At 59.8% G+C, this 25836-nt stretch carries 23 protein-coding genes and 1 pseudogene; 10 read left to right on the top strand and 14 right to left on the bottom strand.

What is annotated here, in order from left to right; all coding sequences use genetic code 11:
• Positions 1-634: 634 nt before the first annotated feature.
• Positions 635-1543: a LysR family transcriptional regulator gene (locus JWR14_RS32860; protein ID WP_299717784.1), complete on the bottom strand. Its 909-nt coding sequence runs from the start codon at positions 1541-1543 to the stop codon at positions 635-637.
• Between the two features lie 103 nt (positions 1544-1646).
• On the opposite strand from JWR14_RS32860, the gene JWR14_RS32865 reads away from it, so the two are divergent.
• On the top strand, positions 1647-2492 hold the full coding sequence (locus JWR14_RS32865; RefSeq protein ID WP_299717786.1) for a phytanoyl-CoA dioxygenase family protein: 846 nt from the start codon (positions 1647-1649) through the stop codon (positions 2490-2492).
• A 246-nt stretch (positions 2493-2738) separates the two neighbouring features.
• Here JWR14_RS32865 and JWR14_RS32870 read toward each other — a convergent pair whose 3' ends face one another.
• The 3 genes from JWR14_RS32870 to JWR14_RS32875 all read right to left on the bottom strand — a co-directional run bounded on the left by JWR14_RS32870 (position 2739) and on the right by JWR14_RS32875 (position 5106).
• Positions 2739-3071, bottom strand: a complete 333-nt coding sequence (locus JWR14_RS32870) for an HU family DNA-binding protein (RefSeq protein ID WP_299717822.1) — start codon at positions 3069-3071, stop codon at positions 2739-2741.
• 89 nt (positions 3072-3160) lie between these two features.
• The gene (locus JWR14_RS38665) at positions 3161-3805 is read right to left on the bottom strand and encodes a site-specific integrase (protein WP_366144622.1); all 645 of its coding nucleotides are present in this window, start codon (positions 3803-3805) and stop codon (positions 3161-3163) included.
• Positions 3763-5106 (bottom strand): phage integrase family protein, encoded by a 1344-nt coding sequence (locus JWR14_RS32875; RefSeq protein WP_366144623.1) that lies wholly within the window; start codon positions 5104-5106, stop codon positions 3763-3765. The genes JWR14_RS38665 and JWR14_RS32875 overlap by 43 nt, the downstream gene beginning before the upstream one ends.
• Positions 5107-5710: 604 nt before the next feature.
• Between JWR14_RS32875 and JWR14_RS32880 the strand changes: the two are divergent.
• A pseudogene (locus tag JWR14_RS32880) lies at positions 5711-5920 on the top strand (hypothetical protein); the annotation flags it as partial.
• Here the strand turns inward: JWR14_RS32880 and JWR14_RS32885 are convergent.
• Positions 5864-7189, bottom strand: a complete 1326-nt coding sequence (locus JWR14_RS32885) for a site-specific integrase (RefSeq protein ID WP_299717788.1) — start codon at positions 7187-7189, stop codon at positions 5864-5866. The pseudogene JWR14_RS32880 and the gene JWR14_RS32885 sit on opposite strands and share 57 nt — an antisense overlap.
• Before the next feature lie 119 nt (positions 7190-7308).
• The gene (locus JWR14_RS32890) at positions 7309-9435 is read right to left on the bottom strand and encodes a transporter substrate-binding domain-containing protein (protein WP_299717790.1); all 2127 of its coding nucleotides are present in this window, start codon (positions 9433-9435) and stop codon (positions 7309-7311) included.
• Positions 9436-9843: 408 nt separating this feature from the next.
• Between JWR14_RS32890 and JWR14_RS32895 the strand changes: the two genes are divergently transcribed.
• Both JWR14_RS32895 and JWR14_RS32900 read left to right on the top strand, forming a co-directional pair.
• Positions 9844-10167: a DUF4148 domain-containing protein gene (locus JWR14_RS32895; protein WP_299717792.1), complete on the top strand. Its 324-nt coding sequence runs from the start codon at positions 9844-9846 to the stop codon at positions 10165-10167.
• Between the two features lie 611 nt (positions 10168-10778).
• Entirely contained in the window at positions 10779-11216 is a 438-nt protein-coding gene (locus JWR14_RS32900; RefSeq protein ID WP_299717794.1) for a PRC-barrel domain-containing protein, read from the top strand.
• A 76-nt stretch (positions 11217-11292) separates the two neighbouring features.
• Here the strand turns inward: JWR14_RS32900 and JWR14_RS32905 are convergent, their stop codons facing one another.
• The 6 genes from JWR14_RS32905 to JWR14_RS32930 form a co-directional block, all read right to left on the bottom strand.
• Positions 11293-11595 (bottom strand): antibiotic biosynthesis monooxygenase, encoded by a 303-nt coding sequence (locus tag JWR14_RS32905; protein WP_299717796.1) that lies wholly within the window; start codon positions 11593-11595, stop codon positions 11293-11295.
• 47 nt (positions 11596-11642) lie between these two features.
• A complete protein-coding gene (gene katE / locus JWR14_RS32910) occupies positions 11643-13793 on the bottom strand; it encodes a catalase HPII (protein WP_299717798.1) in 2151 nt (716 codons plus the stop codon).
• A 126-nt stretch (positions 13794-13919) separates the two neighbouring features.
• On the bottom strand, positions 13920-15593 hold the full coding sequence (locus JWR14_RS32915) for a peptidase S1 (RefSeq protein WP_299717800.1): 1674 nt from the start codon (positions 15591-15593) through the stop codon (positions 13920-13922).
• An 85-nt stretch (positions 15594-15678) separates the two neighbouring features.
• Positions 15679-17244, bottom strand: a complete 1566-nt coding sequence (locus tag JWR14_RS32920) for a S53 family peptidase (RefSeq protein ID WP_299717802.1) — start codon at positions 17242-17244, stop codon at positions 15679-15681.
• A gap of 190 nt (positions 17245-17434) precedes the next feature.
• The gene (locus tag JWR14_RS32925; RefSeq protein WP_299717804.1) at positions 17435-17995 is read right to left on the bottom strand and encodes a DUF488 domain-containing protein; all 561 of its coding nucleotides are present in this window, start codon (positions 17993-17995) and stop codon (positions 17435-17437) included.
• Between the two features lie 46 nt (positions 17996-18041).
• On the bottom strand, positions 18042-18461 hold the full coding sequence (locus JWR14_RS32930; RefSeq protein ID WP_299717805.1) for a GFA family protein: 420 nt from the start codon (positions 18459-18461) through the stop codon (positions 18042-18044).
• A gap of 195 nt (positions 18462-18656) precedes the next feature.
• Here JWR14_RS32930 and JWR14_RS32935 point away from each other — a divergent pair, with 195 nt between their 5' ends.
• From JWR14_RS32935 to JWR14_RS32945, 3 genes are all read left to right on the top strand, one after another.
• The gene (locus JWR14_RS32935) at positions 18657-19973 is read left to right on the top strand and encodes an inositol monophosphatase (RefSeq protein ID WP_299717807.1); all 1317 of its coding nucleotides are present in this window, start codon (positions 18657-18659) and stop codon (positions 19971-19973) included.
• Positions 19963-20496: an isochorismatase family protein gene (locus tag JWR14_RS32940; protein ID WP_299717809.1), complete on the top strand. Its 534-nt coding sequence runs from the start codon at positions 19963-19965 to the stop codon at positions 20494-20496. Before JWR14_RS32935 ends, JWR14_RS32940 begins: the two co-directional genes overlap by 11 nt.
• 229 nt (positions 20497-20725) lie before the next feature.
• The gene (locus JWR14_RS32945; protein ID WP_299717824.1) at positions 20726-21529 is read left to right on the top strand and encodes a transporter substrate-binding domain-containing protein; all 804 of its coding nucleotides are present in this window, start codon (positions 20726-20728) and stop codon (positions 21527-21529) included.
• A 197-nt stretch (positions 21530-21726) separates the two neighbouring features.
• On the opposite strand, the gene JWR14_RS32950 is transcribed toward JWR14_RS32945, so the two are convergent.
• Entirely contained in the window at positions 21727-22065 is a 339-nt protein-coding gene (locus tag JWR14_RS32950; RefSeq protein WP_299717811.1) for a type II toxin-antitoxin system PemK/MazF family toxin, read from the bottom strand.
• Entirely contained in the window at positions 22062-22349 is a 288-nt protein-coding gene (locus tag JWR14_RS32955; protein ID WP_299717813.1) for an AbrB/MazE/SpoVT family DNA-binding domain-containing protein, read from the bottom strand. Before JWR14_RS32955 ends, JWR14_RS32950 begins: the two co-directional genes overlap by 4 nt.
• 445 nt (positions 22350-22794) lie before the next feature.
• Between JWR14_RS32955 and JWR14_RS32960 the strand changes: the two genes are divergently transcribed.
• From JWR14_RS32960 to JWR14_RS32970, 3 genes are all read left to right on the top strand, one after another.
• The gene (locus JWR14_RS32960; protein WP_299717815.1) at positions 22795-23505 is read left to right on the top strand and encodes a 2Fe-2S iron-sulfur cluster-binding protein; all 711 of its coding nucleotides are present in this window, start codon (positions 22795-22797) and stop codon (positions 23503-23505) included.
• An 8-nt stretch (positions 23506-23513) separates the two neighbouring features.
• A complete protein-coding gene (locus JWR14_RS32965; protein ID WP_299717817.1) occupies positions 23514-24515 on the top strand; it encodes a xanthine dehydrogenase family protein subunit M in 1002 nt (333 codons plus the stop codon).
• On the top strand, positions 24512-25836 hold a 1325-nt coding region (locus JWR14_RS32970; protein WP_299717819.1), incomplete at its 3' end, for a xanthine dehydrogenase family protein molybdopterin-binding subunit. The genes JWR14_RS32965 and JWR14_RS32970, both read left to right, overlap by 4 nt.

The following is a 25836-nucleotide window of genomic DNA, read 5'->3' on the forward strand; positions in this document are numbered from 1 at the left end:
TTCAATTAATTCATTTTATCCGGATATTTTCTTTCAATTGAAATTTTTTAACTTTCAATATGCAAGCTTTACGATATACAAAAGGTGGGCAAATGCAAGCAAATCCATGCAGGCGAATCTGGATTGCACCCGCTAAGGCGGTGCGCAAGGTGATCGCAGACAGAGGTCAAGTAGTAGAGATCCTATACAAACCAAGCGCGATATCGCGACGACGGCTTCCAGGTCGGATGTGAACGGACACCGGGATATGTGCGTGCTAATCCCCATGAAATGCAGGCAGCCGTTAAAACGGAAGACCGATGACGCGAGCTATTTTGAGGCAACCCTCTTAGAACAGCTTTTCCATAAAGCGGCCTGAGCGGCCACTTGAAAATGTCGGTTGTGTGTGTGAAGTCGACGTTCGAATGCCCGGGCAACGGTGCTGCCGAACGGCCGTAGTTGGCCCGATTTCTGCCCGGCGCGGATCATTCAATGGCGAGTCCCTCCGCCATGTCAACCGTCGGATCGGGTTCGCCCATCACCTAACCACCTGTTACCCAAGCATGCTCGTTAAGCCAAATCTTGAAGACGTCGGTGAAAGGCGTCGAGACCCCCTATTGCTCGCGCCACAAATGGCTGCCCCACTATCTCGGTTCTACGCACTCTTCCTCCGCTTGCCTGGACGCTCGGCAATATTGCGCGCGAGCTCAACAAATGCGGTCATCACTGCGGGCGGCGATGGATTCGTCCACGCGAGCAGCAATTCACTCACCGCGTGACGTTCGCGAAGCGGCCGGTACACCACGTTATCCATGTGCACACGCTGGACCGAGGCCGGCACCAGCGCAATGCCAAATCCCGAGCTCACGAGTCCGAGCGATGCGTAGATCTGTCCCATTTCAAATAACGGCGATGGCGTGAAGCCGCCCAGCGCGCAGAGGTGATTGATAATCGCGTGGTAGTCGGGCGCGACATCCTTGCGATAGTTGATCACGCGCATGTCCGCGCAATCGCCGATCGAAATAGTGCGTTTCGCGGCAAGCGGATTGTCCTTTGCAATAGCAATGACGAACGGCTCACGGAGGATCATCGTGGATGTCAGGTTCGAATCTGCGGGCACGGCGCGCACGAAGGCGACATCGACTTCTCCACGCGCGAGCGCGTTGACCTGTTCGGCGGCCGTGAACCAGCGCAACTCGATGGATACATCGGGGAAGCGCTGCGCGAATTCGCGAATGAGCTCGGGCAACAGCGTGTACGCGATGTGTTCGAAGAAGCCAACCGCAAGGCGCCCGATCTCGCCGCGCGCGGCACGCTGTGAGTCGATCACGGCAGCGTCCGCCGATGCCAGAATGCGCCGGGCGCGATCCGCGAACACCATTCCTGCCGACGACAACGTCACGCGCTTGCCGCGCCGGTCGAACAGTTCCACACCCAGCTCGTCTTCGAGTTCGCGAATCTGGCGACTCAGCGGCGGCTGCGCCATGTGCAAGTGCTCGGCGGCTTTGGTGAAGTTCAGGGTTTGTGCGACAGCCAGAAAATAGCGCAGATGACGAAGCTCCATGTCATACCTTTAAGGTACTGAAAGCGAACTTATTATATCTTTTACATCGCTTTACGATGCCACTACGATTCATCTCCAAGAGATCAATTAGGAGACATCCATCGTGAAACTTAGTGATGACCAACAGACCGCCTATGCGCGCGATGGCTTCGTCGTGCTGCCGTCTTTGCTGTCCAGCGAGGAAGTGCGGGAAATGAAGCGCGAGCTGAAGCGTATCCAGCATGTTGATACGGATCATCTAGTGCGCGAGAAAAACGGCGGCATTGCAAAGACGATCTACAAGGTGCACGAAACGGAAAGTCCAACGGCATCGCCCGTGTTTCACGCGGTATCACGCGCGCCCCGACTGCTCGAGCCGGCGCAGCAGTTACTGAAGGATCGGGCGCTTTACATTCATCACACAAAGTGCAACCTCAAAACCGCCATCGATGGTTCGGTGTGGCAATGGCATCAAGACTTCGGAACGTGGCACATCGATGGCGTGCCGAATCCGACGATGACCACCGCGCTCGTCATGCTCGATGAGCCAACCGAAATGGGCGGCTGCCTGTACTTTGTCCCCGGAAGCCATAAGCTCGGCTCGCTGCAACCCGCATACGATGACGCGACCGGATACCGTTTTTACGTCGTACCGAAGGCAACGATGCTCGAAGTCCTATCAACCCATCCGAGAGCGGTACCGATCATCGGCGCGCCGGGAACGGTCGTGTTCTTTGATGCCAATATCGTGCATTCGTCGGGCCATAATCTTTCTGGTGACGACCGCTGGCAAGTGTATATCGTGTACAACCCGGTCGCGAATCGTCCCTCCGATGTGGAAAAGCCGCGCCCGGATTATGTGCGGTCGACCAACTTCGTGCCGTTGCAAGTTGGTAGCGACCACATCCTGAGCGACCCGAACATAGTCCACCACTACGAAAGCGAGTTCGACGTCAATTCGGCGAAGTAAATGGCGATCAGCCGTTCGGGCTGTTACAGCTCTCGCGTAATCACAAGGTTCAGCAAAGTGGAGTGTCGGACACCGTCTCGATGAGGATCGTGGCCCCGCATGGATCGCTGCGCTGGGCCACGCAGGTGGATACCTTGGGCGATCATCCTTTCCAGCCCTGAACCGTCAGGGCGCTCGCTTTTCGCTGCACCTTGCGCACTCGGCAATGACGCCGGTCTTTACCAAGCCGAAAACCCATCCAGCGCCCTACTTGTTCACCGCGTCCTTAAATGCTTTGCCGGCGGTGAACTTGACGGTCTTTGACGCAGCTATCTGAAGCGGTTCGCCGGTCTTCGGATTGCGCCCGGCGCGCGCGGCACGCGCGCCCATGCTAAACGACCCGAACCCGATCAATTGAACCGCATCGCCCCTAACCACCGCGTTCGTCACGGTATCCAGGAATGCGTTGATCGCTTCTTCTGCTGCCGATTTCGCGATGCCCGCTTCGCTTGCCACTGCGTCGATCAGTTCCTGCTTGTTCATGTTTGTCGTTCTCCATTGATTAAAGTAAGCGCCGCTATGCGTGCCGAGCCGGAGGATACCTTACGCAGCAAACGCACTTGTTGCAGCAATGCTGGTTTCGGAAGAGCGCCATGCTCTTGCTTCTTCATTAAGTTCACCGATGCGGACTACCTCGCGTCTTCCGAATAATATTTCGCCGCTTCATCCAGCATGCGTTGCCGCTCCGCTCGCACATAGATCGACGTCGTCTGCAGTGACGCGTGACCCAGGATGCGTTGCGCCACATCGATCGGCATGCCGCGGGCCACCGTCTGCGTACCAAAGGTATGCCGGAACGCGTGCGCCGAGGTGGCCAGGAGTTTGACGTGCGCATCGTGTGACAGTGCACCTTCGCGCAACAATGCTTCCGCGATGCGTCGGATGGCTTCGCGCACGAGTCTCGCCAGTGCATCTGCCGCGTAGGGTGCATGAATCTGGTGGACGGCCGCGCCCGTCCCTTCCGATGCGTCGCCATGCTTCGCCAGCGAAGCATCGGTCCGGTTGATCACCACCGGTGCGATCAAGGGACCCTCGGCCCACGCTGCATCAAAGTCCAGTTCCCGATCCGCCCAGTGCGCACGCAGCGCGGCGACGGTCGCCACGCTCACCGGTACCGTGCGTTGCTTGCGGCGTTTGCCAATGACGCCCTGCGCCCACACCGAGCGCTGCTCGGCCGCTGAGCTGGTTGACGAGTCAGTCGACGAACCGGTCGCCGTGACAACAGCGACACTCAAGTTTTCACGACGCGCGTTGGCCGCTTCGTCGCGCCGCACGCCCGAGCTCCCATCAATAAAATGGCCGCGCGCGCGATGCGCCACTGGCGCGCTTCTTCCTCACTTGGCGTCAAGCCGCCCAGATCCTCGCCGTTTGATCGGGCGTCCATACATCGGGCATCCAACTCTGCGCGCACCCGGGTCCACAGATCAGTGGACAGCGCCCGCTCGACCTGTACCTCGACCTCGCGTGTGATCGTCGCCGGATCCGTCACCGCACTCCATGGATTGCCGGCGAGATAACGCACGGTGGTGAGCCACGCGAACGCCGCGCGAATCGCGCGCACCGCGTACGCCTGACTCTCGGGCGACAAGCCCTCGGGGGTAAAGGGTCGCCACCGGCCGCTGGCGCGCGAGCGTTTCGGACCCACAAAGCTGACAATCGGCGCCTTCAAGAAATCCTTGTACGCCTCGCAGTCCCCGACCGTCATTGATGAGAGCGCGACGCCCCGCACGATCACGAGCCACAGGACCAGACGCTCGAGTTCACGCGTGTACGCCCGCAACGTCGGCGGCCGATCGCGGTAACGATTCAGATAGGCATGGACTGCGGCCAGGTCGTGGTCCGCCCGGATGAACGCGAACTCACGCGCGCGGTTGGTGCCGTGTTCACCCGACAATGCGGTCGGGATGGCTAGGCGTTCGAACGGTGCCAAAAGTGGCGCGTCGATCGAACCGCCGACCACGACAACGTTGCCCAAGCCTACCGCTGGCGCGAGCGGACCCGCATCTACATCGTCAGCAACTCGCATCCCGAGCGCCTGCTCGTGCCGACGCAGCCAAGCAACAAGGACGCTCGCTCGGTGCGCGCCGATCCGTGGCACCGAGCGCCACCAACTGCCGCCGTGCGAATTGCAATACGCGATGAGTTCGCCGAGTGTCGTCATCCGCTCGGCCATCAGTCGTTTGGTCACCAGTGGCCGTAGCCACAGACCCACATGATGATCCGCCGCTGGGGACGCGGCAGCCAGTGCCGAGGCCTGTTCGACCATCCGCAAGGTGACCGCGGTGAGCTTCGCACTGCCGTGCTGTTTGATCGACGCTTTCAGGTGCGACGCGAGCGCGGCCGACCCGTTGCGCAGCGCAAGCTGGACGAGATCATCGAGCATGGTGCGCAGAAACCGCTCCATTGCATCGGCGGTCGCCGCTTGCGGCGAGGCCTCGCGATCATCCGGGTCGTAATACCGGTGCGCAATGACTGAAGGTGCGATGTGCTGAATGAACGCGCGTAGCGCTGCGAAGTCTGTGCGTGTGTACGTGCGTGGGGTCGGCAGCGTGAGCTGTTGCGCTTGATTAGCCAAGCGCCCTCCCCGTCCGCTCGTCGGTCGGCAAGTACGTAAAAACCCGCGAATTAAAGCAGATCATTAGCTCGGGGACAGACGCGAAGTAGAAATACCGCAATTTTACCCATTAAACGCTTGTCTGCTAATAACAATTAGCAGTCCAGATATCTTTCTGTAAGACACGTTCAAGTGCAGGGTGGCGTTGTGCATCGCGAATTCGATGTGTTGTGCACTGCGAGCGCAGATACGCTGCACGCAGGCTGAGGCTGTCCATGGACGGGAATACTCTCTCGCACCTCAGGCAGCCGACGCCGACAGTGATTATTTTCGATTGTGACATGCACTCTGAAGCGCCGCGACGGATCTCTCAGCCCGCAACTTGCGATGGCGTAGGTCCTTGAATTTAACCGCGCTCGGTCTACGGTGAGCGTCTATCGCATATTGTGCGAGTCCGCGCCGAGTGTGCTTTGCCTTCACATAGTCAGATCGGCTATGGACGGTGTAATCATGGAGAAATTTTTATCGACAAGCATGGTGCCGAGATCGACATCCTGCGACAAAAAGCCGAGATTTTTCAGAACTTGCGAACCTGAAGCACGTGTTCGTCAAAACGGCAGCCCGACTGAACAATCGCGCAGAGAACAGTGGTCAACCGACGCGTGAACGCGCGCGACGTATGCGCGACTTTCGCGATCCTAAACCCACACAGAGACCTCTCTCGTGCCTCGATCCGATCCGGAAACATTTCGCACTCAAGCGGCATCTGCTGCCCGCTTCACTCCATTGCAAACGACTCCCCTATGTTGATATCCCGATTCGACAGTACTTCTAACCGCTCCCCGATCAAGTGCCATGCCTTGGCTTTCTCTTTCGCGTAGTCGTAACGCTGATAAATCCGTGCCATCCGATTTTGCTCTCTGTGGTTTAAGGTCGCCTCAATCACCGCCGGCAATACACCAAGACTCTGCATGAGCGTGGCAGCGGTGCGTCGCAAATCATGCGGCGTCCACTTCTCGTCACCTAAGACGAGCGCGCTCTCCTTGCGGGTGCGCTTTCGATGTGCCGCGCGATCATAAAATCGAAGTTGTCTATCTCTGATTTGCGCAGTAATGGACCTTGTATCGATGTGCTGGTCCGGGTCTTCACGCGAGGGCAAAAGCCACCGCTTGCTAGGAGTCGAGCCGACCAGAGCGCGCATATGAAAGAGCGCGAAGGAAGACAAGAAAATCAGGTGCGCGTCGTCGTTCTTGGCGTTCGATGCTGGGATGCGCCACTCGGCCTTGTCCAAGTCGATATCAGCGAGTTGCGCCTTGATCAGTTCGCCAATTCTCACGGATGTTGCGAGTACGACCCACACGGCGTGTTGGGTTGAGTCCGGAAGATGTGCGGAGTTAAGCGCGGCGGGTAGCGCTTTAATCTGATCCTCAGTAAGTACACGGTCCCGCTCCACTTCTGCGCCGCCAGCATGTTTTTTTTGAATCATAGAGGCGGGGTTGGTCGATACCATCTCGCGCATCAATGCAAACGAAAACATCTGTCTGAGTTCCGCCAGCATGCGGTTCGCAAGTCGTAGTCTGCCCCTTGCTTTCACCCGGTCTAACACCATCATCAGATCAGCACGTTTGATTTCATCCGCATACCGATCGCCGATGGCGTCGAGTACATCTTTGCGGAAACCCCTACTCGTTTCCTCTCCGCCGTCTTTCCTTGTCGCTAGTTCTAGTGCCGCCCACCGCTCAAAGAGTTGGCGCACCGTCAAACGCGCGAGCTTTTGCTCCGCGGCGGCAATGCGTGCAGCAACGGCCGCGCGATTTTCCATTTTTTCGACCCGTTTCTGTTCGACGGGGTCGATGTCTCGCGCCAACAGACCGCGGGCGGCGTCACGGGCAAGGCGGATGCTTTTTAGGGATACCGCAGGCCACGTTCCGCACGATAAGTCCCGAAGCTTGCCACCCCTCTTGTAGCGGTACACGAAGCTCACCACGACAAGGCCTGTCGCCCTCACTCTGACCTTCCCTATCAGGTTACCGCCGTCGCTTATCGTGGTGCCGTCCGAAACCGGCTTGATGGCTTTGAGTGCTAGTTCGGTCAACGCTGGCATTTTCAGTACCCTAAAAAACCCCATACTTTTCCCCATACCCTGAGATGGGCTCGCCGGGGAACTTACCGGACACCACCGGATGGACCAAAGCCATAGGTCATTGATTTAACTCAATTTAATTATTTCATATGGACAGCCATGGATACAAGCAGACGATAAAAATGATGCCTCAGGCGCAGCGCGTCGGCCATCACCCACACGTGCTCATGCTCCTGACGGCCACGCACGCGCACCGCAAGCGCGACGCCTTTGCTGCGCGCCGCCGGCTCATAAATCGCCGCCACGCTTTTCACCCACTCGCCAAATTCCAGCGGCGCCGATGTCAACACGAGGCGCCCGGCTTCGATCTTCGCCATGTCGAGGATATCGTCGATCATTCCAAGCAGGTCATGTGCCGCCTGATGCGCCGTGCCGAGCGCCCGCTCAGTCGACGCGCGGTCCCCCGGGCTGCGCAATTCGAGTTCGAGAAGTCCGAGCACGGCGTTCATCGGCGTACGGATTTCGTGGCTCATGGCGGCGAGGAACGTCGACTTTGCGCGATTCGCGGTTTCGGCTTCTTCCTTGGCCGCGCGCATCGCATGTTCGGCCGCCCGCCGGCGTGCGATCTGCGCTTTCAACGACACGCCCCAGCCGATCAACAACGTCAGCAGGGCCGCACCCAGCAGCGCCCCGAAAATGACTTGCGGACGCCGCCGTTCCCACTGGCTCTCCGGGTGCTCGACCAGCATCCAGCGGCGGCGGATGGCGTCGAGCTCCGTCGGCTGCATGTGTTCGATCGCGCGGTTCATGATTTCCAGCAGCATGGGCTGATCACGCGCGATGATAAAACCGTGCTGCACGGGCTGATTCGAGAACGCGCCCGTGATGACGAGTTTGTTGCGATACGGATTGCCGACCGCATAGTTGGCGAAGGTCAGGTCAATGATGGTGGCGTCGGCCTGGCCGTTCACCACGGCATCGAACTGGCCATTAATCGGCGATGTCTCCACAATACGCACCGAAGGCATGCGCTCGCGCAACATGCTCATGAGCGCATGATTGCGCCAAAGCGCAACGCGTTTTCCCGCCAGCGCCTGCGCGTCGCGTAGCGGCTCCGCTCCTGCCCGCGTCAGGATCACAAGCACGCCTTCGCCATAAGGTTTGCTTGGCGCGAACTGCGGCGGGATGTTCCCGGCGCTCAGCCCGTAGGCGATCAGGCTCGCGCGGCCGTCGCCCAGGTCATCGGTCACACGCTCTATCGAACCGTGCAGGCGGCCTTCGAAGCTGAGGCCCGTGAGGGCGCCAATGGCGCCAAGCATATCGATTGCCAGACCCGCGGGCTTACCCCTTGAATCGCGGAATGTCATGGGCGCAGCGTCTGCATACATGGAGTAGTCGATCACCGGATGCGCGGTTATCCACGCTCGTTGCGCATCGCTCAACGTAAGCGGCCGGTTGAACGTCACCGCGGCAGCAGCAGCCCACCGCGCACGCACCTCCAGCAGAAAGCGGGGCGGCAGCGCGGCGAGCGCTGCATCCACGCGTTGACGCTGCAAGTCACCTGCGGCGTCGGCGGCGAAGGCGAAGCTGTAGCCGGCTTCGTCGAATGCTGCAAAGCCCGAGATGGTGAGGCTCACCAGGTCCAGATGGTCGATCGTGTAACCCACCGTGGCCAGGTCGCCCACAAACGCGTCGGCATCGCCGAGCGAAACGGCCAGCAGCGCACTCAGCGTATCGCGATAGCCTACAGCGTGCAGCGCGGGATAAGCATCGTGCAGCCGTTGCGCCGACGTTTGCTGCTCTACATAAGCAACACGTCCTGTGAGACGGCCCGCCACGCGCCGTTCAACGAAGACTTGCTTCGTCACGACATAAGGCCGGCTATAACGCAGCGCCGGTCCTGCGTCATTGCCGGTCGCACTGGGCGCGGCATCGATCCGATGATGACGCAGCGCGTCCATCATGGCAGGACGGTCAGGAAAGGTCCGCCATTCGAGCGGCCTTTGCAACGCGATGGCCACGCGTTGCGCGAAATCAGCAGAGACACCGCGAACGTCCAAACCGGCATCATCCGGATCGTTCATTTCCATCGGCGGCAACGCGCCCGGCACCGCCCCCACGATAAACGGCTTGGGCGTTGCGGCGTTGACTGCAATGGAAAGTGCCAGCAGGCACGCGAACACGATTGCCTGATGCAACGCCGTGATGCTTTGTGTCGCGACGTGTGTCCTTGCGTTTGTCCTTGCGTGTGTCCTTAGCCAACTCATGGGTGATTGCCTGCGTACGACGCTGGACACGCGTCCTTGAAAGGAGCGCTAGTGTCGCAAATACGAGGGGCCACGCCAATTAGCGAAGTTGAAACGATCAGTCTGCCCAAATGACACAGTCACATTGACGGGCTAACGATCATGCAGGCGATCGCGCCGGTGATTGCTTGAGTTGCATCGCTGACAAAACCGTAAGCCTGGTCATTAACCGGACGGTTAATCAGTCCAGCATTCGCACCGATCCAGTGCATTCATTAATTCATTGTTGCGAGACACACAATACTATTTCGACAGATTCACGGGTAATGCAACAACACTTACTTACCTACACTTCAGTGTTGAGATTGTTCAGCATGACCTCATTGGTCCTGGAACAAACTCGACACACATAAGAGAGGAGATTCCATCATGTTCAAGTCACTGGTTCCCGCAATCGTGCTGGCTTCGGCGCTGGGCGCACCGGCATTCGCTTATGCGCAAGACGCGGACACGGTAAGCCGCCCTGCAGTCAAGGCCGATCTGCTTCAGATGGAACAATCCGGCTATAACGTAGAAGGCGATCACACCACCTACCCAGCGCAGACCCAGGCAGCAGAGCAACGCGTGGAAGCGAACCGCGGCGTCATGGCAACGTCGTACGGCTCGCCGACTGATAGTTCGTACGCCGCCGGCATGCGCAGCACCCCGATGGCGCAACCCGAGTCAACACGTTCGGTGTACTTCGGGCACTAAGCGCGACATGAATGATTCGGCCGCCGTCGCGTGAAATTAACGCTTTAGTTAAATTAAGCCGATGAGTTGAGCCGATCAAGGGAGCCGCCATGGTGCGGCTCGCTCCGTTTCAATATTACAAGCAGCAAGATCCGCACTTCATGAAAAGACCGGCATGCCGCCGCCTCTATTTCTGTCCGCCCTGTCTAAGCCCCCCCAAGCAGCCGTTGCCCCCGCTAGTTGTTCTCTGACAGAAACTGATTTCACCGCTAACATTCAGCAAGGTTCTGTTGCGTATCCAATCAGCTCACTCATTGCGAAACCATGACACATCAGTGTCACATCGCTTCAAGGAGCTATCCGGGCTACGCAATATTCAACCTGATCGATCAGGCGCCGAGGTTCGTTGTGGACGCAAGCATGCTCGTTCGCTTTCGTTTCGCTTAGTCGTGGCTTAGTTGTAGCTTAGTCTTCGTTTAATCGTAAAACGCTCCACCCGTGACCATCAGCTATCAACGCTTAGCCCGATGGTATTTCCGGCGGTCGGCGCAGGCATGTCTCCGGTCTTCCAGCCCGCAGCCGTGCATGCGCGCGCCGCCTGCCTGCTCATTCACTCGCGCAAGAGGACACACATGAAGACGAAACTCATCGCAGCGCTACTTGCAGCAGCGCTCGCTCAAGTCGCCCTTCCTTCGCAGGCGCAAGTTGCCGGCTCGCAGACGCTCGGCATCAGCGTGGAGGAATCCACAGCCATCCTCGGCGGCTGGAGTGTCAGGAAATCCATCCTCAACAAGCCGGTCGTCAATGAGAACGGCGACCGGGTCGGCGTGATTCACGACATCATCGTGGCGCCAGACAAGTCGGTGTCATTTGCGATTGTCGCGGCCAGCCAGTTTGCCGGCGTCTCGCATCACGACGTCGCCATTCCTATCGAGCAACTCGATATAGTCAGCGGCAAGATCGTATTGGCGGGTGCGACGAAAGCGGCAATCAAGGCGCTGCCGGAATTTCAATACGCGAAGATGCCCGCGACGCCGAAGCCCCGTGCGGATTTCAACGACCATCATTGAGCGATGTGAGGTTTGCCGTGAGGTTGCTGCGGCGCTCGCTCGACGCCGCAGCAAATGACCCACGCGTCGCGTAAATTCAGCCCGGCAGCTTGGCGGCCAGTACATCGATCTTCATGATCTGCGGAGGCGAGGCGAACAGGTCGCCCGCCTTCGCCATCAGCGCTTCGGCGACCTTGCCGGAAAGATGCGCGTCGCGACCGGCTTCATCGGGAAAGGCATCGAAGATTCCGAACGTGCTCGCGTTCAACTGCAGCGCGAACCACGCGGTCGTGGCAGGTTCCTGCTCGACCAGCGCAAGGCCGCCCAGCAAAAACGCCTCGACCTCTTTCTCCTTGCCGGGTTTTGCTTCTAACCGGACCCACAATGCTGTCTTGACCATGTCATCCTCCGTGGATTCCCCTCACACATCGTAGTAGTCAGCGTCCATCACGCCGGCACGCTTTCCGCCTTTTCGGCGCGCGTCCATACGCGATGTTTCGACAACGCCGCAATAAACGCCTTCATCACATTCTTCGTGTCGCTGCCTACGCTGATGCCTTCGTCGCCGGTTGGCAGATGCGCGGCGGCCAGCACGTCCTCGCCGTCGCCCACCGCGCCAATCGCCTTCAGATGCTTGAACGATTCGAGTACGAAGTGGCGGGCATCGCCGGATTCAGACAGGAGCTTCGCGCTCGCCGCACCCCCGGCTACCACCACGCCGTCAAACATGATCGATGGCAATGCGAGAATGGTTGCATCGACTTCCACGCCATCGCCCAACGTGCCGAGCTGCGGCGAGATCACCTTCGCATGCGCTCCTTCGGCGGCCAGCGCCTCCTTGATCGCCTTGATGGTGGCGACATCTGCGCCCTTCGCGGCAAGAATGGCGACCTTGCGCGTCTTCACCGACGGTTTGGCCTTCGCCACAATGCTCAACGCCGGCGACGCAGCCAGCGACGACTTGCCCAATTCTGCCGCGCTCGCGCTTGCTTTCGGCGCAGGCAGGCCGAGATTATCGGCAACACGCGCACACAGTTCGCTGTCGATATTCGCCAGGATCCCAAGCTGCCGTTCGCGGATGAACTTGCGCTCGACCTTGCTCAACTCGAACGAATACGCGCCCACAATGTGATCCTTTTCCGGCTTCGTCATGCTGTTCCAGAACAGCGTGGCTTGCGAATAGTGATCGGCGAAGGACTCGCTGCGCTGGCGGATCTTCACGGCATCCACGCGTTCCGGATAGGTCTCGAAGCCGCCGCCAGTCGCCGCCGGTTCGGTTTCCTTTGGCCAGCCGCTATCGATGGAATTGGGTTCATACGAAGCTTGCCCGCGATTCACCGTCATCCGGTGTTTCGCGTCGCGCTGGTTGTTGTGCATCGGCGCGATGGTGCGGTTGATGGGAATCTCGTGAAAATTCGGACCACCGAGGCGGCTGATCTGCGTGTCCGTGTACGAGAATAAACGGCCTTGAAGCAGCGGATCATTCGAGAAGTCGATGCCCGGCACAATATGCCCGGGGCAGAACGCCACCTGTTCCGTTTCCGCGAAAAAATTATCCGGGTTGCGGTTCAACGTGAGTTTGCCGAGCATGGTGATTGGCACGGTTTCTTCTGGAATGATCTTGGTCGGATCGAGCAGATCGAAGTCGAACGAATGTTCGTCGTCCTCTTCCACAATCTGTACGCCCAGTTCCCATTCCGGGTAGTCGCCCATGTCGATCGCTTCCCACAAATCGCGCCGATGAAAATCCGCATCCTTGCCAGCCAGCTTCTGCGCTTCGTCCCACAAGAGCGAGGCCGAACCAATGGTCGGACGCCAGTGGAATTTAACGAACCTGCCCTTGCCTTCGGCATTCACCAGACGAAACGTATGGATGCCGAACCCTTCCATAGTGCGCAGGCTGCGCGGGATGGCGCGATCGGACATGGTCCACAACACCATGTGCGCGGACTCCGGCACGAGCGAGACGAAGTCCCAGAACGTATCGTGGGCCGAGCCGCCTTGCGGCATTTCGTTATGCGGTTCGGGTTTGACTGCATGAACGAAGTCGGGGAACTTGATCGCGTCCTGAATGAAGAACACGGGCATGTTGTTGCCGACCAAGTCGAAGTTGCCTTCGTCGGTGTAGAACTTGACGGCGAAACCACGCACATCGCGCACGGTGTCCGCGGAACCGCGTGAACCCTGCACCGTCGAGAATCGTACGTACACCGGTGTTTCCTTGGCCGGGTCCAGCAGGAATGCTGCTTTCGTCAGGTCCGTATGCGCCTTGTATGGCTTGAACACGCCGTGTGCGGCTGAACCGCGTGCGTGCACGATGCGCTCGGGAATTCGCTCGTGATCGAAGTGCGTGATTTTTTCACGCATGATGAAATCTTCGAGCAGCGAGGGTCCGCGAGGACCGGCTTTTAGCGTATTTTGATTATCAGAAACCTTGACGCCCTGGTTGGTCGTCAGCGCTTGATTCGTCGCGTCCGAGCGGAACTGCTCAAGACTGTCGAGCTTGGGATTGGTATTGTTTTGTGAGGGTGTCCGCGCAACTGCGCTGGTGTTGTTTGAGGGCGCAGCGGCGCCCACATTCTTCTTCGAGGTCGGCATTTGGGGGAAACTCCAGTGTGCAGTTGAAGTGGCGCATTCCACATACGCTCGTTCGTCCGTTCGCAACTTGTGTTCCCGCCAATGCCGGGCTTAAAAGCCGTGCTTTAAACCCTCGGCAATTGCCCGCTATTTCGCCGCAATCTTGCGTTGCTGCAGTGCGCGAATCCGGCCCATGGCTTCATGATCGGTTGTCGCAGCCTGATACATCTTCGCGAGATCCGCCTTCAATTGCGTGCGCGAACCGCCGTCGAGATAGATCATGTGGCCCGACGGATAGAAGTTCGCCGTCAAATTCTCCCGCACGGTTTTATCGATGAGCGGCATTTCCTGCAGGTCGATGATCGTCTGGTAGAACGGCGTCACGAAGTCGTAGAACCCGTTCGCCGACAACACCTTCAAGTCGATATTGAGCGCCATCACCGCAGCCAGGTCACCGGCCGTGTAGAGGATGATGTTGCCCTGCGCGTCCACCCCCTTCTGGGCGCCGGTCGGATCCGTGTGATGAAAATCCCAGTTGGCAAAAGCCTGATCGTTGAGATCCGTGAACGACGACGTGGACGTGAACTTCAGCTTCTCGTTCAGGTACTCGTTCCACATTGCCGTATAAACGCCGGTCACCGCTGTCATGGTGGGATCGTTGCCGCCGGAGTTCGGATCGATCTTGCCCGCGATACCCGTTGAAATAGCGGTCACGCGGCCATCGTAGGAACCTAGCGCCACGCCTTTGGACTTGAGTAACGTGGTGAGAAAGAGCGAGTTGCCGCGGCTGTCGTAAGAAGCGACGTCGAGACTCCACGCAATCAGCGTGGCTTTGTCGATGCCCGTGTATTCGGACAGCTTCTCCACGGTGTCGTTGTCCGTCTGCGGGAATTTGCGCAGCGCCGCGAGGTAATCCGTGCGCGAGAACTGCGCGACCTCTTCGGCGAACGTCAGTAGATCGGTCGGACGCGGATGCACACCCAGCTTGCGATGAAACCAGGCATCGGCGGCGGCGGTCGGCAACGCGCCCACCGGATTGCCGGATTGCGTGTAGTCGAGAATTGATGACTGCAGCGTGATGCCGTTCAGGTCCACGCCGTCCTCGTGCAAGAGGTATGCGAGCACGCAACTGCGCGCCGTGCCGTACGACTCTCCGTACAGGAACTTGGGCGAATTCCAGCGATTGTTTTTCGTCAGGAAGCGCTTGATGAATTGCTTGAGGGAATTCGCATCCTGGTCAACGCCCCAGAAATCGCGATTCTTGTTCGGCGCAATGGCCGCTGAATAACCGGTGCCAACCGGGTTGATGAACACAAGGTCACTCTTGTCCAGCAAGCTGTCCGGGTTGTCCTCCATCTGGTAGGGCGCGGGCGGTGTGAACGCGGGCGTGGAGGTCTTGATGCGTTGCGGCGCGAAGGATCCAAGCAGCACGAATACCGACGACGAGCCCGGTCCGCCGTTATAGAAAAACGTGACCGGGCGCGATTCTTCAGTCTGGTTATCCTGCGTGAACGCAACGTAGAACAACTTCGCGTCCGGCTTGGAACTGCTTGGATCGACGATCACAAGATGCCCGGCGGTGGCCGTGTAGTCGATCGTCTTGCCGCCTATGACGGCCGAGTGATGCGTGATGGCGGCGCTTTCATCGGTCTGGGTCGCGTCGATGGAATCATCGGGACCGTTGCCGTAAGCGGTGGGATCGAAGTAGGGCTGATCCCCCGCCGTTGAAGCTCCGGTTGAGGACCCAGTTGAAGCCCCGGATGAAGGCGGGGTTGAAGAGGTGGTTGAAGACTTTTTCGCCGCTGAACTGGAGTTCGTCATGATTGCTCCCTTGCCGGTGTTGTTGGAGTTCTTGCCTGGCCCATCGTCATAGCACTGTCAAAACTGAACCAATCAACCGCAACCGCTACTTCAGCGCAGCCGCGACTTTTGCGCCGTCCGGGCTGCCGAGCCCCGTGCACGCGTCCCATCCCGCCGACGCCTCGAAGCTGCCGTTGTTTCCCTTCGTGATGTCGTTGCCCGCGGTTTTCGCACCGTACAGCTTCGGGTTGAGGAAACCCGCCGGCTTGCCCGCCGCCGCGTTGATCCGGGCGATCAGCCCTGCCCACAGCGGCGCGACCGCGCTCGTGCCGCCCACGACCGTCTGCGTCCCGCCGATGATCACATCGTAGCCGGTGATCGGCGACGCGTCGCCTGCGACATCGGGTACGCCGCGTTTGGTCAACGCCGATTTGCCGCCGCTGGCCCGCGTGACGCTCAAGCCTTTCTGCCAGACCGGGAGCGCAAACACGGCGCTCACGCCGCCACCGGTTGCGCCGCCCTGGTCGCCGTCGTTCCACACTACTTCGCTGCTGATGCCGCTCTTCGACGCCCGCAGTTGCGTCCCGCCGCACGCGAGCACATACGGGCTGGAGGCCGGGAAATCGACGTGATTCTGGCCGTCCGCGGCGCCGTCGCTCGAACCGCTGTCGCCGGAGGCCGCGCACACGGTCACGCCCAGTGCCGCGGCGGATTGCAGGACTTCATCGAAGGCGTTTTGCGATTGCGAGGTCCAGTTGGTTTCCGGGCCGCCCCAACTGATCGAGATGACCGATGGCTTGTTGGTATCGTCGTGGATCGCGCGGTTCACGGCGTCGATAAACCCCGCGTCGCTGTTGGCCGTGAAGTACACCGCGATGCGCGCGCCCGGCACAATCGCGCCGATAATTTCGATGTCCAGCGTCACCTCGCCGTCAGGTCCGTTCGGATTGCCCGTCGGCGAGTTCTTGGCCTGGTCGACGCCGACCGCAACCACGTTCGGCTGGGCCACGCCCAATTGTGAAAAATAGGCGCTCAGGTCGCTTGCGCTATACCCCCCGCCCAGTTCGATAATGCCGACGCACTGGCCGCTGCCGTCGCCGCTCGGGAAGTCGTAGAGCCGCGCGAGATCGAGCGGCGTGTACGAGGTGCTGGATTCGCTGCGCGCCGTCTGGAACGGCGGCCGGAAGCGAAAATGCGGGCGCGCCTGCGGGCGGCTGTCCAGACCCAGCACGGCGGTCACCGTGTCCTTCATATCGTCCGGCACGTTCACGGGTCCCGTGCGCCCGCGATACTCGCCAATCGCGTGATGTTCGAAGCGCTCCAGCTTGACGCCGAAGGCCGCGCTGAACTGGGCGATGGTGCCTGACAGCACCACGCTGCGCGAGCCTGCATCGGCGCGGACTACGCTCAGACTATGCGCCTTCGCGAACGCTTCAGTCTTGGCCACATCTGCGGCCGATGCCCCGAAGCGTTTGGCGAAATCCTCGCGAGAAACCGGTGCGGCGTCGGCGGCACCGGTATTGATCTTTTGCATCAACTGCCGGAATGCGTCCTCGTTTTGCCGCCGAAGCATCACTACTACTTCGATTTTTTCTTCCGGATTGCATGCGCCGAGGCAACGTGCGCCTTCGGGTTGCGACTTGTCGCTGCCGGCTATCGGATGCTTGCTCATGGCTTGTGGCTCCTGGCTGGTACGGAAAAAATCGTGTCGCGCGGATACAGGGTTCGAGATGATCTCTCTTGGCTCAAGCCTCATGCTCAAACCTCATGGTCAAACCTCTTGTCCGACACGGCGCGACGGGCGCAGTTCCAGCATAGGCAAACGATTGCCTTCTGCTTATGCATCGGGTGCCAGGCGACTGTCAATTCGGCATCGCCCCCGGTTTTGCGCTTGATTCGGGGTAGATCACGGTGCCGTCGGGTTGCGGCAAAGCTTGCGGCGTAAGCGTCGCGGGCGTGACCTGATGCGCTCCCATGATGTGCAGCACGGTCTCGCCTCGCGCGAGCAGATAATCCGCCACGATCCGCCGATGACATCGCCACCACACGGCTTCCGAGCACATGATCGCGCAGCGCCGTGCGTGACCAAGGTCTAGCAGTTCCTGCAGCGCTTCGCGGAAAGGTTCGCCCAGCGCGTAGTCGGCGTAATTGCGGAAGGCCGGGTGGGTCCAGTAGGTGTTCGGTGAGGGTTGCTCCGTGTTGCGCTTGCTGCGCCGCCCGCCCAACGCCGCAATATGCATGTAGGCAATCCCCTCTGCACACAGCGAAGCTGGCAGAGTGTCCTGGTTGAATTGCGGATTGGTCCGCGATCTGGGAATGCTGCGGACATCGACCAGCATGTTTATCGCGCTTTCTTTCAGCAAGCCGGTAAATTCCGCCAGCGGACGCGTCGAATGACCAATGGTGAAAAAAGGCAGGTTCATCTGGCGATGTATGGGTCTCGCAATCCGGCGCGCCTGGGACTGGTCTTCAGGGGCGGTCCTCGGGATATTCCTGCCGTCCATCGCCGGACAGCCAAGGCTCGCGGCGGATGCACCAGAGTTCATACGACGGGTCGAGGAAACCGGTTTCGTCGAAGGCGCCAATCGGCAAGTCAATTTCGTCATTGTTGACGTATGCCATGTAGGCGACCGACCCGCACACCGGGCAGAAGTGGCGGCGGGCATCAACGGAGCTTTGCCAGGCTTTGGTCGCGCCCGACATGGTGACCTGCTCCTCCGCATAAACCGCGTACGCGCCAAACGCCGAACCATGCACGCGGCGACATGTCATGCAGTGGCAAAGACCGACGCGATTCGGCCCCGCCGTCGCCGTAAAGCGCCATGCACCGCACGCGCAGCCCCCTTCATGTCGAACTTCCTGACCGGTGTTCTGAATCATGTCGTTCATCTCAGCCTCCCTATAATCTGGTATCTGTTATCTACTACTGGCTTGCAGGATCCTGCCGCCCTGGCAGCAGCCGGCATGGCAACAATCTTAGTAGCAATCCGCGAGGTAGCAACCGGCGCGCCGCATCGGCTTCGCGACGTGCAAAAAGGCGCGATTTTGCTACGATGACACCCCCACGAGACGGAGATGGCACTCATGAAGCACGTATCCCTGCTGGCTCTGCTCCCCTCCGGCGCGACGCCTGCTGTCGCGACCGGGCCGTATGCGACACCGGCCGCTCCCGATCTCGCAGCCTATGTGCTGTCGCACGAGCGCTATGACGCCGTGGAGAACGCGCCGTCTGCGCGCAAGGATTACAAAAACGTGCACGTCGCGGATGTCATGACCGACCAGTACGTGTTCCCGCTTGGAGATACGGGCAAGTCGATCGTGCTGTCCGGTTATCAAATTGCGGCGGGATTTCTAGCTGAACGGGCCGCCGACGAATGGCTCGAACTCGCGCGCCAACAGCACGCAGCCAATGGTGGCGCAGATAACGATGGCACGCGGCACGTACCCGAACCCGCTGAAGCTGATCAATTGATGGATCGTGCGCTCGAATCCGCGGAGCGCATTCTTGCGCCGTTCGAAGCGACGCCGGTCGCGTCGTTGTTCGAAACGCACTATCGTGGCGCTCGCGAATTTCTCCGCCTGAGCTGGGAAGGTTTGCCGGAAGACCTGGTGCCCAAGTCGCGCCGGCCGGCCGTGGTGTTGAAAGTGGCTGCTGCTGCGGATCGGGAGCCGGCATTGGCCGCGAAGGACTACGACCCCTACGGGCTCGAAGGCACGAGCGATTACGACGTCGACAAGCCGTTGGCGTATCGGGAAAAAATCGGCCCGTTCCTGCTGACCATGACATACCGGCATGAATATCCGCAGGTCGACGACGAGCGGCTCGGCACCGCGTTCGCGGTTTTTCACGAGGCGGGCACGGACATCGTCGCGGCGGCGGTCGAATTGAAACTCGTGAAAGTCCCGCCCATCCAGAGCAGCGCGGATCTGGTTTATGTCCTCGATACCTACTCCGGCGAGATGCTCTCTCTCGCGCTGGCCGCCACGGAAGCGCTTGGGCCCGAGCGCTTGTGCAGCGTGTTCAATACGCATCGGGTGGTGTATATCAGCACGTGGGAAGTGAGGAAACCGTGGCGCGGCGAAGGCCTGGGCGTTGCATTACTGCGCGAGGCGTTGCAACGCCTGCCCGCAGATCCCGATGGCCGCCCCGATGCGTTGTGCGTCGCGCCCGAGCCGTATCAGACTGAAGTGCGCTATCTCAGCCAGTTGCCGTCCGCGTTACGCGCCGAAGTCGATGTCCCCGCACAAAGGCTCACCCGGCATCTGACGGAATGGCTCGATCGTGCAAACCTGCCGAACGTGAAGACGCATTTTTTCATCCCGATGGCCAAGCACGAGGGCATTGGATCGGCGGGCGAAAACGCGCGGTTGATCGACCGGATCATGGAAAGTGAAGCCTGATCCGGTGCTTGTGGTTATCGATATGCAGGCGAAATTGATGCCGCATATCGATAAGGGCGCGGCTGTGCTGAGGCGCTGTCTGGCGTTGGTGAAAGCTGCCGATATGCTCGATATCCCGATAATTGTCACCGAGCAGAATCCACGCGGGCTTGGCGGGAGCGTCGATGGCCTGATTGGAGAATGTGGAGAACGGCATCGCTTGATCGAGAAGCATACATTCGATGCCACGCTGTGCCCGGACTTCGTGGCGGCGTTGCCATCGAAGGACACGGTCCTCTTCGTGGCCGGTTGCGAAGCGCATGTTTGCGTATTGCTGACGGTGAACGGCTTGCTGAAACTCGGCTATACGGTGGAGCTGATCGCCGATGCAGTCGGTTCACGCGCCCCGGAGAATAAGGCAATCGCGCTGGCTAGAGCACAGCGTGAAGGAGCGCTTCCCACCACCACGGAAACCGCGATCTTCGCCTGGTTGAGAAGCTGCAGGCATCCGCGTTTCAGGGATGCGCTGGCGCTGATCAAATAGCATCAGTGACAGCATCTTCAGCCATGCATGCCAGTCATGGCTGGCATGAGCAGATTTCGATTGTTGCGGGTTTTTGGCCTGCCTACAGTGCTTTCACGTGCTCTTACCTGCTTTCACGTGCACGGATACGTACTTTTAGGTAGCGCTCCGGGATGTCGAGTGGATACCACGAGTAAATCCCGCGAGGTGAATCCCGACCCCGCTCTCCGACTTTTCTGCTCAAGGCCACATCATGACGACTCGCCTTTCCCGCCTTGCCCGGCGCCTCTTCGTGGCTACGGCGTTCGCCGTGCCCTTGGCGGTCACGGCCCCCTTCGCTCACGCGGATGCCCTGGATACCGTGCAGAAAAACGGCGTGCTCCGGGTTGGCGTATTCATGGACTATCCGCCGTTCGGCTCTATCGGCCCGGATATGAAACCGCAGGGTTACGACATTGAGATGGCCGACTATCTGGCCAAGACGATGAAAGTCAAGGTTGATCTTGTCCCGATCACCGGCGAAAACCGCATGGCTTATCTCGCCACCGGCAAGGCCGACGTACTGCTGAGCGTGGGCCAGACACCGGAGCGCGAGAAAGTGCTCGATTTTTCACGGCCGTACGCGCCGTACTATCTCGCGGTGTTCGGACCGAAGTCGTTGCCGGTGAAAAGTGAAAAGGATCTGGCAGGCAAGACGATTTCGGTGGCGCGCGGCACGCTGGAAGACCTGAGCGTGACGAAGGTCGCGCCGCCGGACGCGACGATCAAGCGTTTCGACGACCCGAATGGCGCCATTTCCGCGTTTCTGTCGGGGCAGGTTCAGTTGATGGTAGTGGGCAACGACGTGGGCGCAACGATCATTGCGCGTAATCCGCCGATCGCGCCCGAGCAGAAATTCGCGCTTTTTAGTTCACCCGATCATGTTGCCGTGAACAAGGGCGAGACGCGTTTGCTGAAGGAAGTGGATGCAGCCGTGGTGAAAGCGAAGAGCGACGGCACGCTGAACAAGCTCTCGACGAAGTGGCTCAAGGCGCCGTATCCAAACGATTTGTAAGCAAGCTCAGTGCTCTCGATGTGAAACTGCCACCGTAAGGTGGCAGTTTGCATTTCTGGTCGATGCGGTCACTTCAACTTAGCCGCCCTTTGGCGATTTCGAAAGTGCTTGTCTTGACTGATTTAAGTTCATGGCGCCTGGTGCTGTTGCTTGGCCGCCTATCTCGACAAAGCAGGGCTCATTTCAAGCCCGTACGCTCAAAGTTGGAGGAAGGATCTAATCGCATATTTGGCCGCGTTGAGCTCCTCTGCCGTGACAGTTTCGCCCCTGAAGTTGACCTCTCTGGCAATGTAGCTCCAGCTCCGAATCTGATCGACGAGGGCCACGCCTGGGCGCTTGAGGCTCTTGAGCGGAATCTCGGTCGCCCACTCTCTCACAGTGGAGGTAATGGGCAGACCGGTGAAGCGGCCGGTGATCTCGTTCACGACTGAATCGGAGATGATCAGGACCGCACGATAGCCTTCCTGTTCATTACCTTTGGATGGGCCGACGTGCAACCTGACCACATCGCCGGCATCCGGTATTCCGTTCTTCATTCGATACCTTCACGTGTCGGGTCTTGCGGGCCACCCCATTCATCACCAACCGGATCACCGAAATCAACTTCGTCGTGGCGCTGGAGCTTGCCCTCTTTAAACTGCTGAATCAGGCGCTCGCGCGAAAATCGCGGAATGGCGCTGTGTGCGCGCACGAGCAGTTGGCCATCCTGGACCTCAACATCGACTTCCTGGCCCTCAGTGAGCGAGGCTTCGGTAGCAAGGTTGGACGGGATGCGCACCGCGAGGCTGTTACCCCATCGTTTTACGGTTTGAATCGCCATATCCCTCTCCTGTGTATCAACGCGTTGCTACAATCAATCCTATACATTACACCGTGGAGTGTCAACGCGTCGATACAAGCGAGTTGCATGCTGCCTGAGCGTACAAGGTTCGGCGCACAGCGCACCAGGACTCAATGAAAAGTAAGCCCACGGTAACCTAATCGAACAGCTTGCCTAAGGCCGACTGCCTCCGCCAAGCGTCTCGATTTACCGATGAATGTAGCCCTTACCTGCAATCCTGAGCGGCAAACACCGTAAGCGCGCGGCATTCGTCGATGGCATTGGTTTTGCTGACTCCGATCGTCGCCATTCGCCTCATTGGCTTGCACCCCGCAAGACCGAAGCGAATGGCGCCAGCGCCTCTGTCAGCCAGACACGCCGCCTCCCCCGACGCGTCCAGCCAAACACAGCGCTCACTCGATCGAGCGAGGAGCTTTATATCGCCATGCGCCACATAAACGTCCCCAATAAGAGCAACCCAGACCACGAACCATCCGAAGCAATCAAACCGTCTCGCCGCAGGTTCCTTCAATCCGCGGCGGCAGCGGCGGCCGTCACCGCCGCCCCGCTCGCCCATGCGCAGCAACCGGCGGCAACTTCCGCACCGCCGCCGCCAACGCCCAACACCGCCGCGCCGCTGATGCCCGTGAAGCTGACCATCAACGGCCATGCGTACGACATGCAGCTTGAAGCGCGCACGACCCTGCTCGACGCATTGCGCGAATATGCGAGCCTTACCGGCACGAAAAAAGGCTGCGACCGCGGCCAGTGCGGCGCGTGTACGGTGATCGCGAACGGTCGCCGCATCAACTCGTGCTTGACGCTCGCCGTCATGCACGATGGCGATTCGATCGTCACAGTGGAAGGGCTCGCCAACGCGCAGACGCTCACTCTCAGTCCGATACAAAGAGCTTTCATTGATCACGACGCCTTCCAGTGCGGTTTCTGTACGCCCGGCCAATTGTGTTCGGCAACCGCACTGATGGATGAATTTCGCGCCGGCGACGCGAGTGCCGCGACCGCCGATGTCCGCTACCGTCCGCCCCAACTCTCCGACGATGAAATCCGCGAGCGCATGAGCGGCAATATCTGTCGCTGCGGTGCGTATCCGAACATTGTCGCGGCGGTGAAGACCGTCGCGATCAATAAAGCTTAGGAGCGCACATGGATGCCATTTCTTACGAACGCGCCACTGATGTGAGCGCGGCGATCAAGGCAGCGCAGCAGCCGGGTGTTGCGTTTATCGGCGGCGGAACGAATCTGCTCGACCTGATGAAAGGCGGTGTCGCGAGACCGGTAAAGCTCGTCGACATCACGCACATAGCCGGCTTGAACACGGTGAGCGAACTGCCCGACGGCGGCCTGCGGATCGGTGCGCTGGTTCGCAACAGCGACGCCGCGAACCACACGTGGGTTCGCGAACGTTATCCGCTGTTGTCGCAGGCGTTCCTTGCAGGTGCATCGGCCCAATTGCGCAACATGGCGACAGTCGGTGGCAACCTGATGCAACGCACGCGCTGTTATTACTTCTATGACACCGGCTTTCCCCAATGCAACAAACGCACTCTGGGAAGCGGCTGCGCGGCGATAGAAGGCAACAGCCGCATCCACGCAATCCTGGGTGCGAGCGCGCAATGCATCGCGACGAATCCATCCGATATGAACGTGGCGCTCGCCGCACTCGATGCCGTGGTGCGCGTGAACGGCCCCCAAGGTGAACGGTCGATTGCGTTCGCGGAGTTTCATCGCTTGCCAGGCGATCATCCAGAAGTCGATACCACCCTGCAACCCGGCGAACTGATTACGTCGGTCGACCTGCCGCCCCCGATCTTCGCGCAGCACTCGCACTATCTGAAGGTACGTGACCGCGCGAGCTACGCGTTCGCGCTGGTGTCGGTGGCCGCCGCATTGCAAATGGACGGCAACACAGTGAGGACCGCGCGCATCGCGCTGGGCGGTGTCGCGCACAAACCGTGGCGTGCCACGGCGACTGAACAAGCGCTCACCGGCCAGCCGTTATCACCCGACACGTTGCGTAGTGCAGCAGCGCTTGCCGTTCGCGACGCGCGCAGTTATCGCGACAACGGCTTCAAGATTGCACTGGCGCAGCGGGCGATTATCCGCGCGGTGTCGACTGCAGGAGCGACTGCAGGAGGTGTGGCATGAGTGTTCTTGGACAACCGCTCGACCGCACTGACGGTCTTCTGAAAGTCACGGGCCAGGCGAAATATTCCGCCGATAACCCCGAAGCGAAGCTCGCGCATGCGGTGCTGGTGACGAGCACGATCGCGCATGGCCGGGTGGCTTCAATGGATACCGCGCGCATACAAGCGATGCCCGGCGTGCTGCTTGTGATGACGCACGAGACCGCGATGCGCCTGCCCAATGGCGGAAAACCCAATGCCGAGCCGCCGGCCGTGCGCAGATTATCGCTCCTGCAAACCGATGAAGTGCGCTATAGCAATGAGCCTGTAGCCGTCGTCGTTGCCGATACGCTGGAACGCGCAACTGATGGCGCGCGCAAGCTGCAAGCATCGATTCGTTACGAAGCCGCGACGCCGAACGCGGACTATCAGCGCGCGAAGGGCAGCGCCTACCCGCCGGAAAAAATGATGGGCCGGCCGATCAATACGCAACGCGGCGATGTGGCTGCCGGTCTGCGTCAGGGTCCTACTCGCCTCGACGTTGTCTACACCACGCCGAACGAACACCACAATCCGATGGAGCCGCATGCCACGCTCGCTCGCTGGGACGGCCCCAACCTCACGCTCTACGATGCCACGCAAGGCGTTTCCGGCGCACGCGGCGCGGTAGCGAAAACGCTCGGCATCAAGGAAGAAAACGTGCGCGTACTCTGCCCGTTCGTCGGCGGCGGATTTGGATGCAAGGGCTCGGCATGGTCGCATGTCGTGCTCGCCGCAATGGCCGCGAAACAAACCGGGCGGCCGGTTCGTCTCGTGCTTGAGCGTCCGCAAATGTTCGGCATGGTCGGCAACCGGCCGTTTACGGATCAGCATTTCCAGGTCGCGGCGCGCGACGACGGTACGCTCACCGGCATGCGTCACGACGTGATATCGACCACCTCGACCTTCGAGGACTGGAACGAAAGCTCGGCCATCGTCACGCGCATGTCATACGCCGTGCCGAATCAGGCGACCACGCACAAGCTGGTGAAACTCGATGTCGGCACGCCGACGTTCATGCGCGCGCCCGGCGAAACGAGCGGCTCGTTTGCGCTCGAATCCGCGATGGACGAAATGAGCTACCAGTTGAACATGGACCCGCTCGCGTTCCGTTTGAAGAATTACGCCGAGATGGAACCGCAGGAAAAGAAGCCGTGGTCAAGCAAGTCGCTGCGCGAGTGTTACGAAAAGGGGGCCGATAAATTCGGCTGGTCGCGGCGCAATCCCAAGCCGCGTTCCATGCGCGACGGCAACACGCTGATCGGTCTCGGCATGGCGACAGCAACTTATCCGGCGAACCGCAG

Source organism: Caballeronia sp. (genome assembly GCF_028292365.1).
GTDB lineage: Bacteria > Pseudomonadota > Gammaproteobacteria > Burkholderiales > Burkholderiaceae > Caballeronia.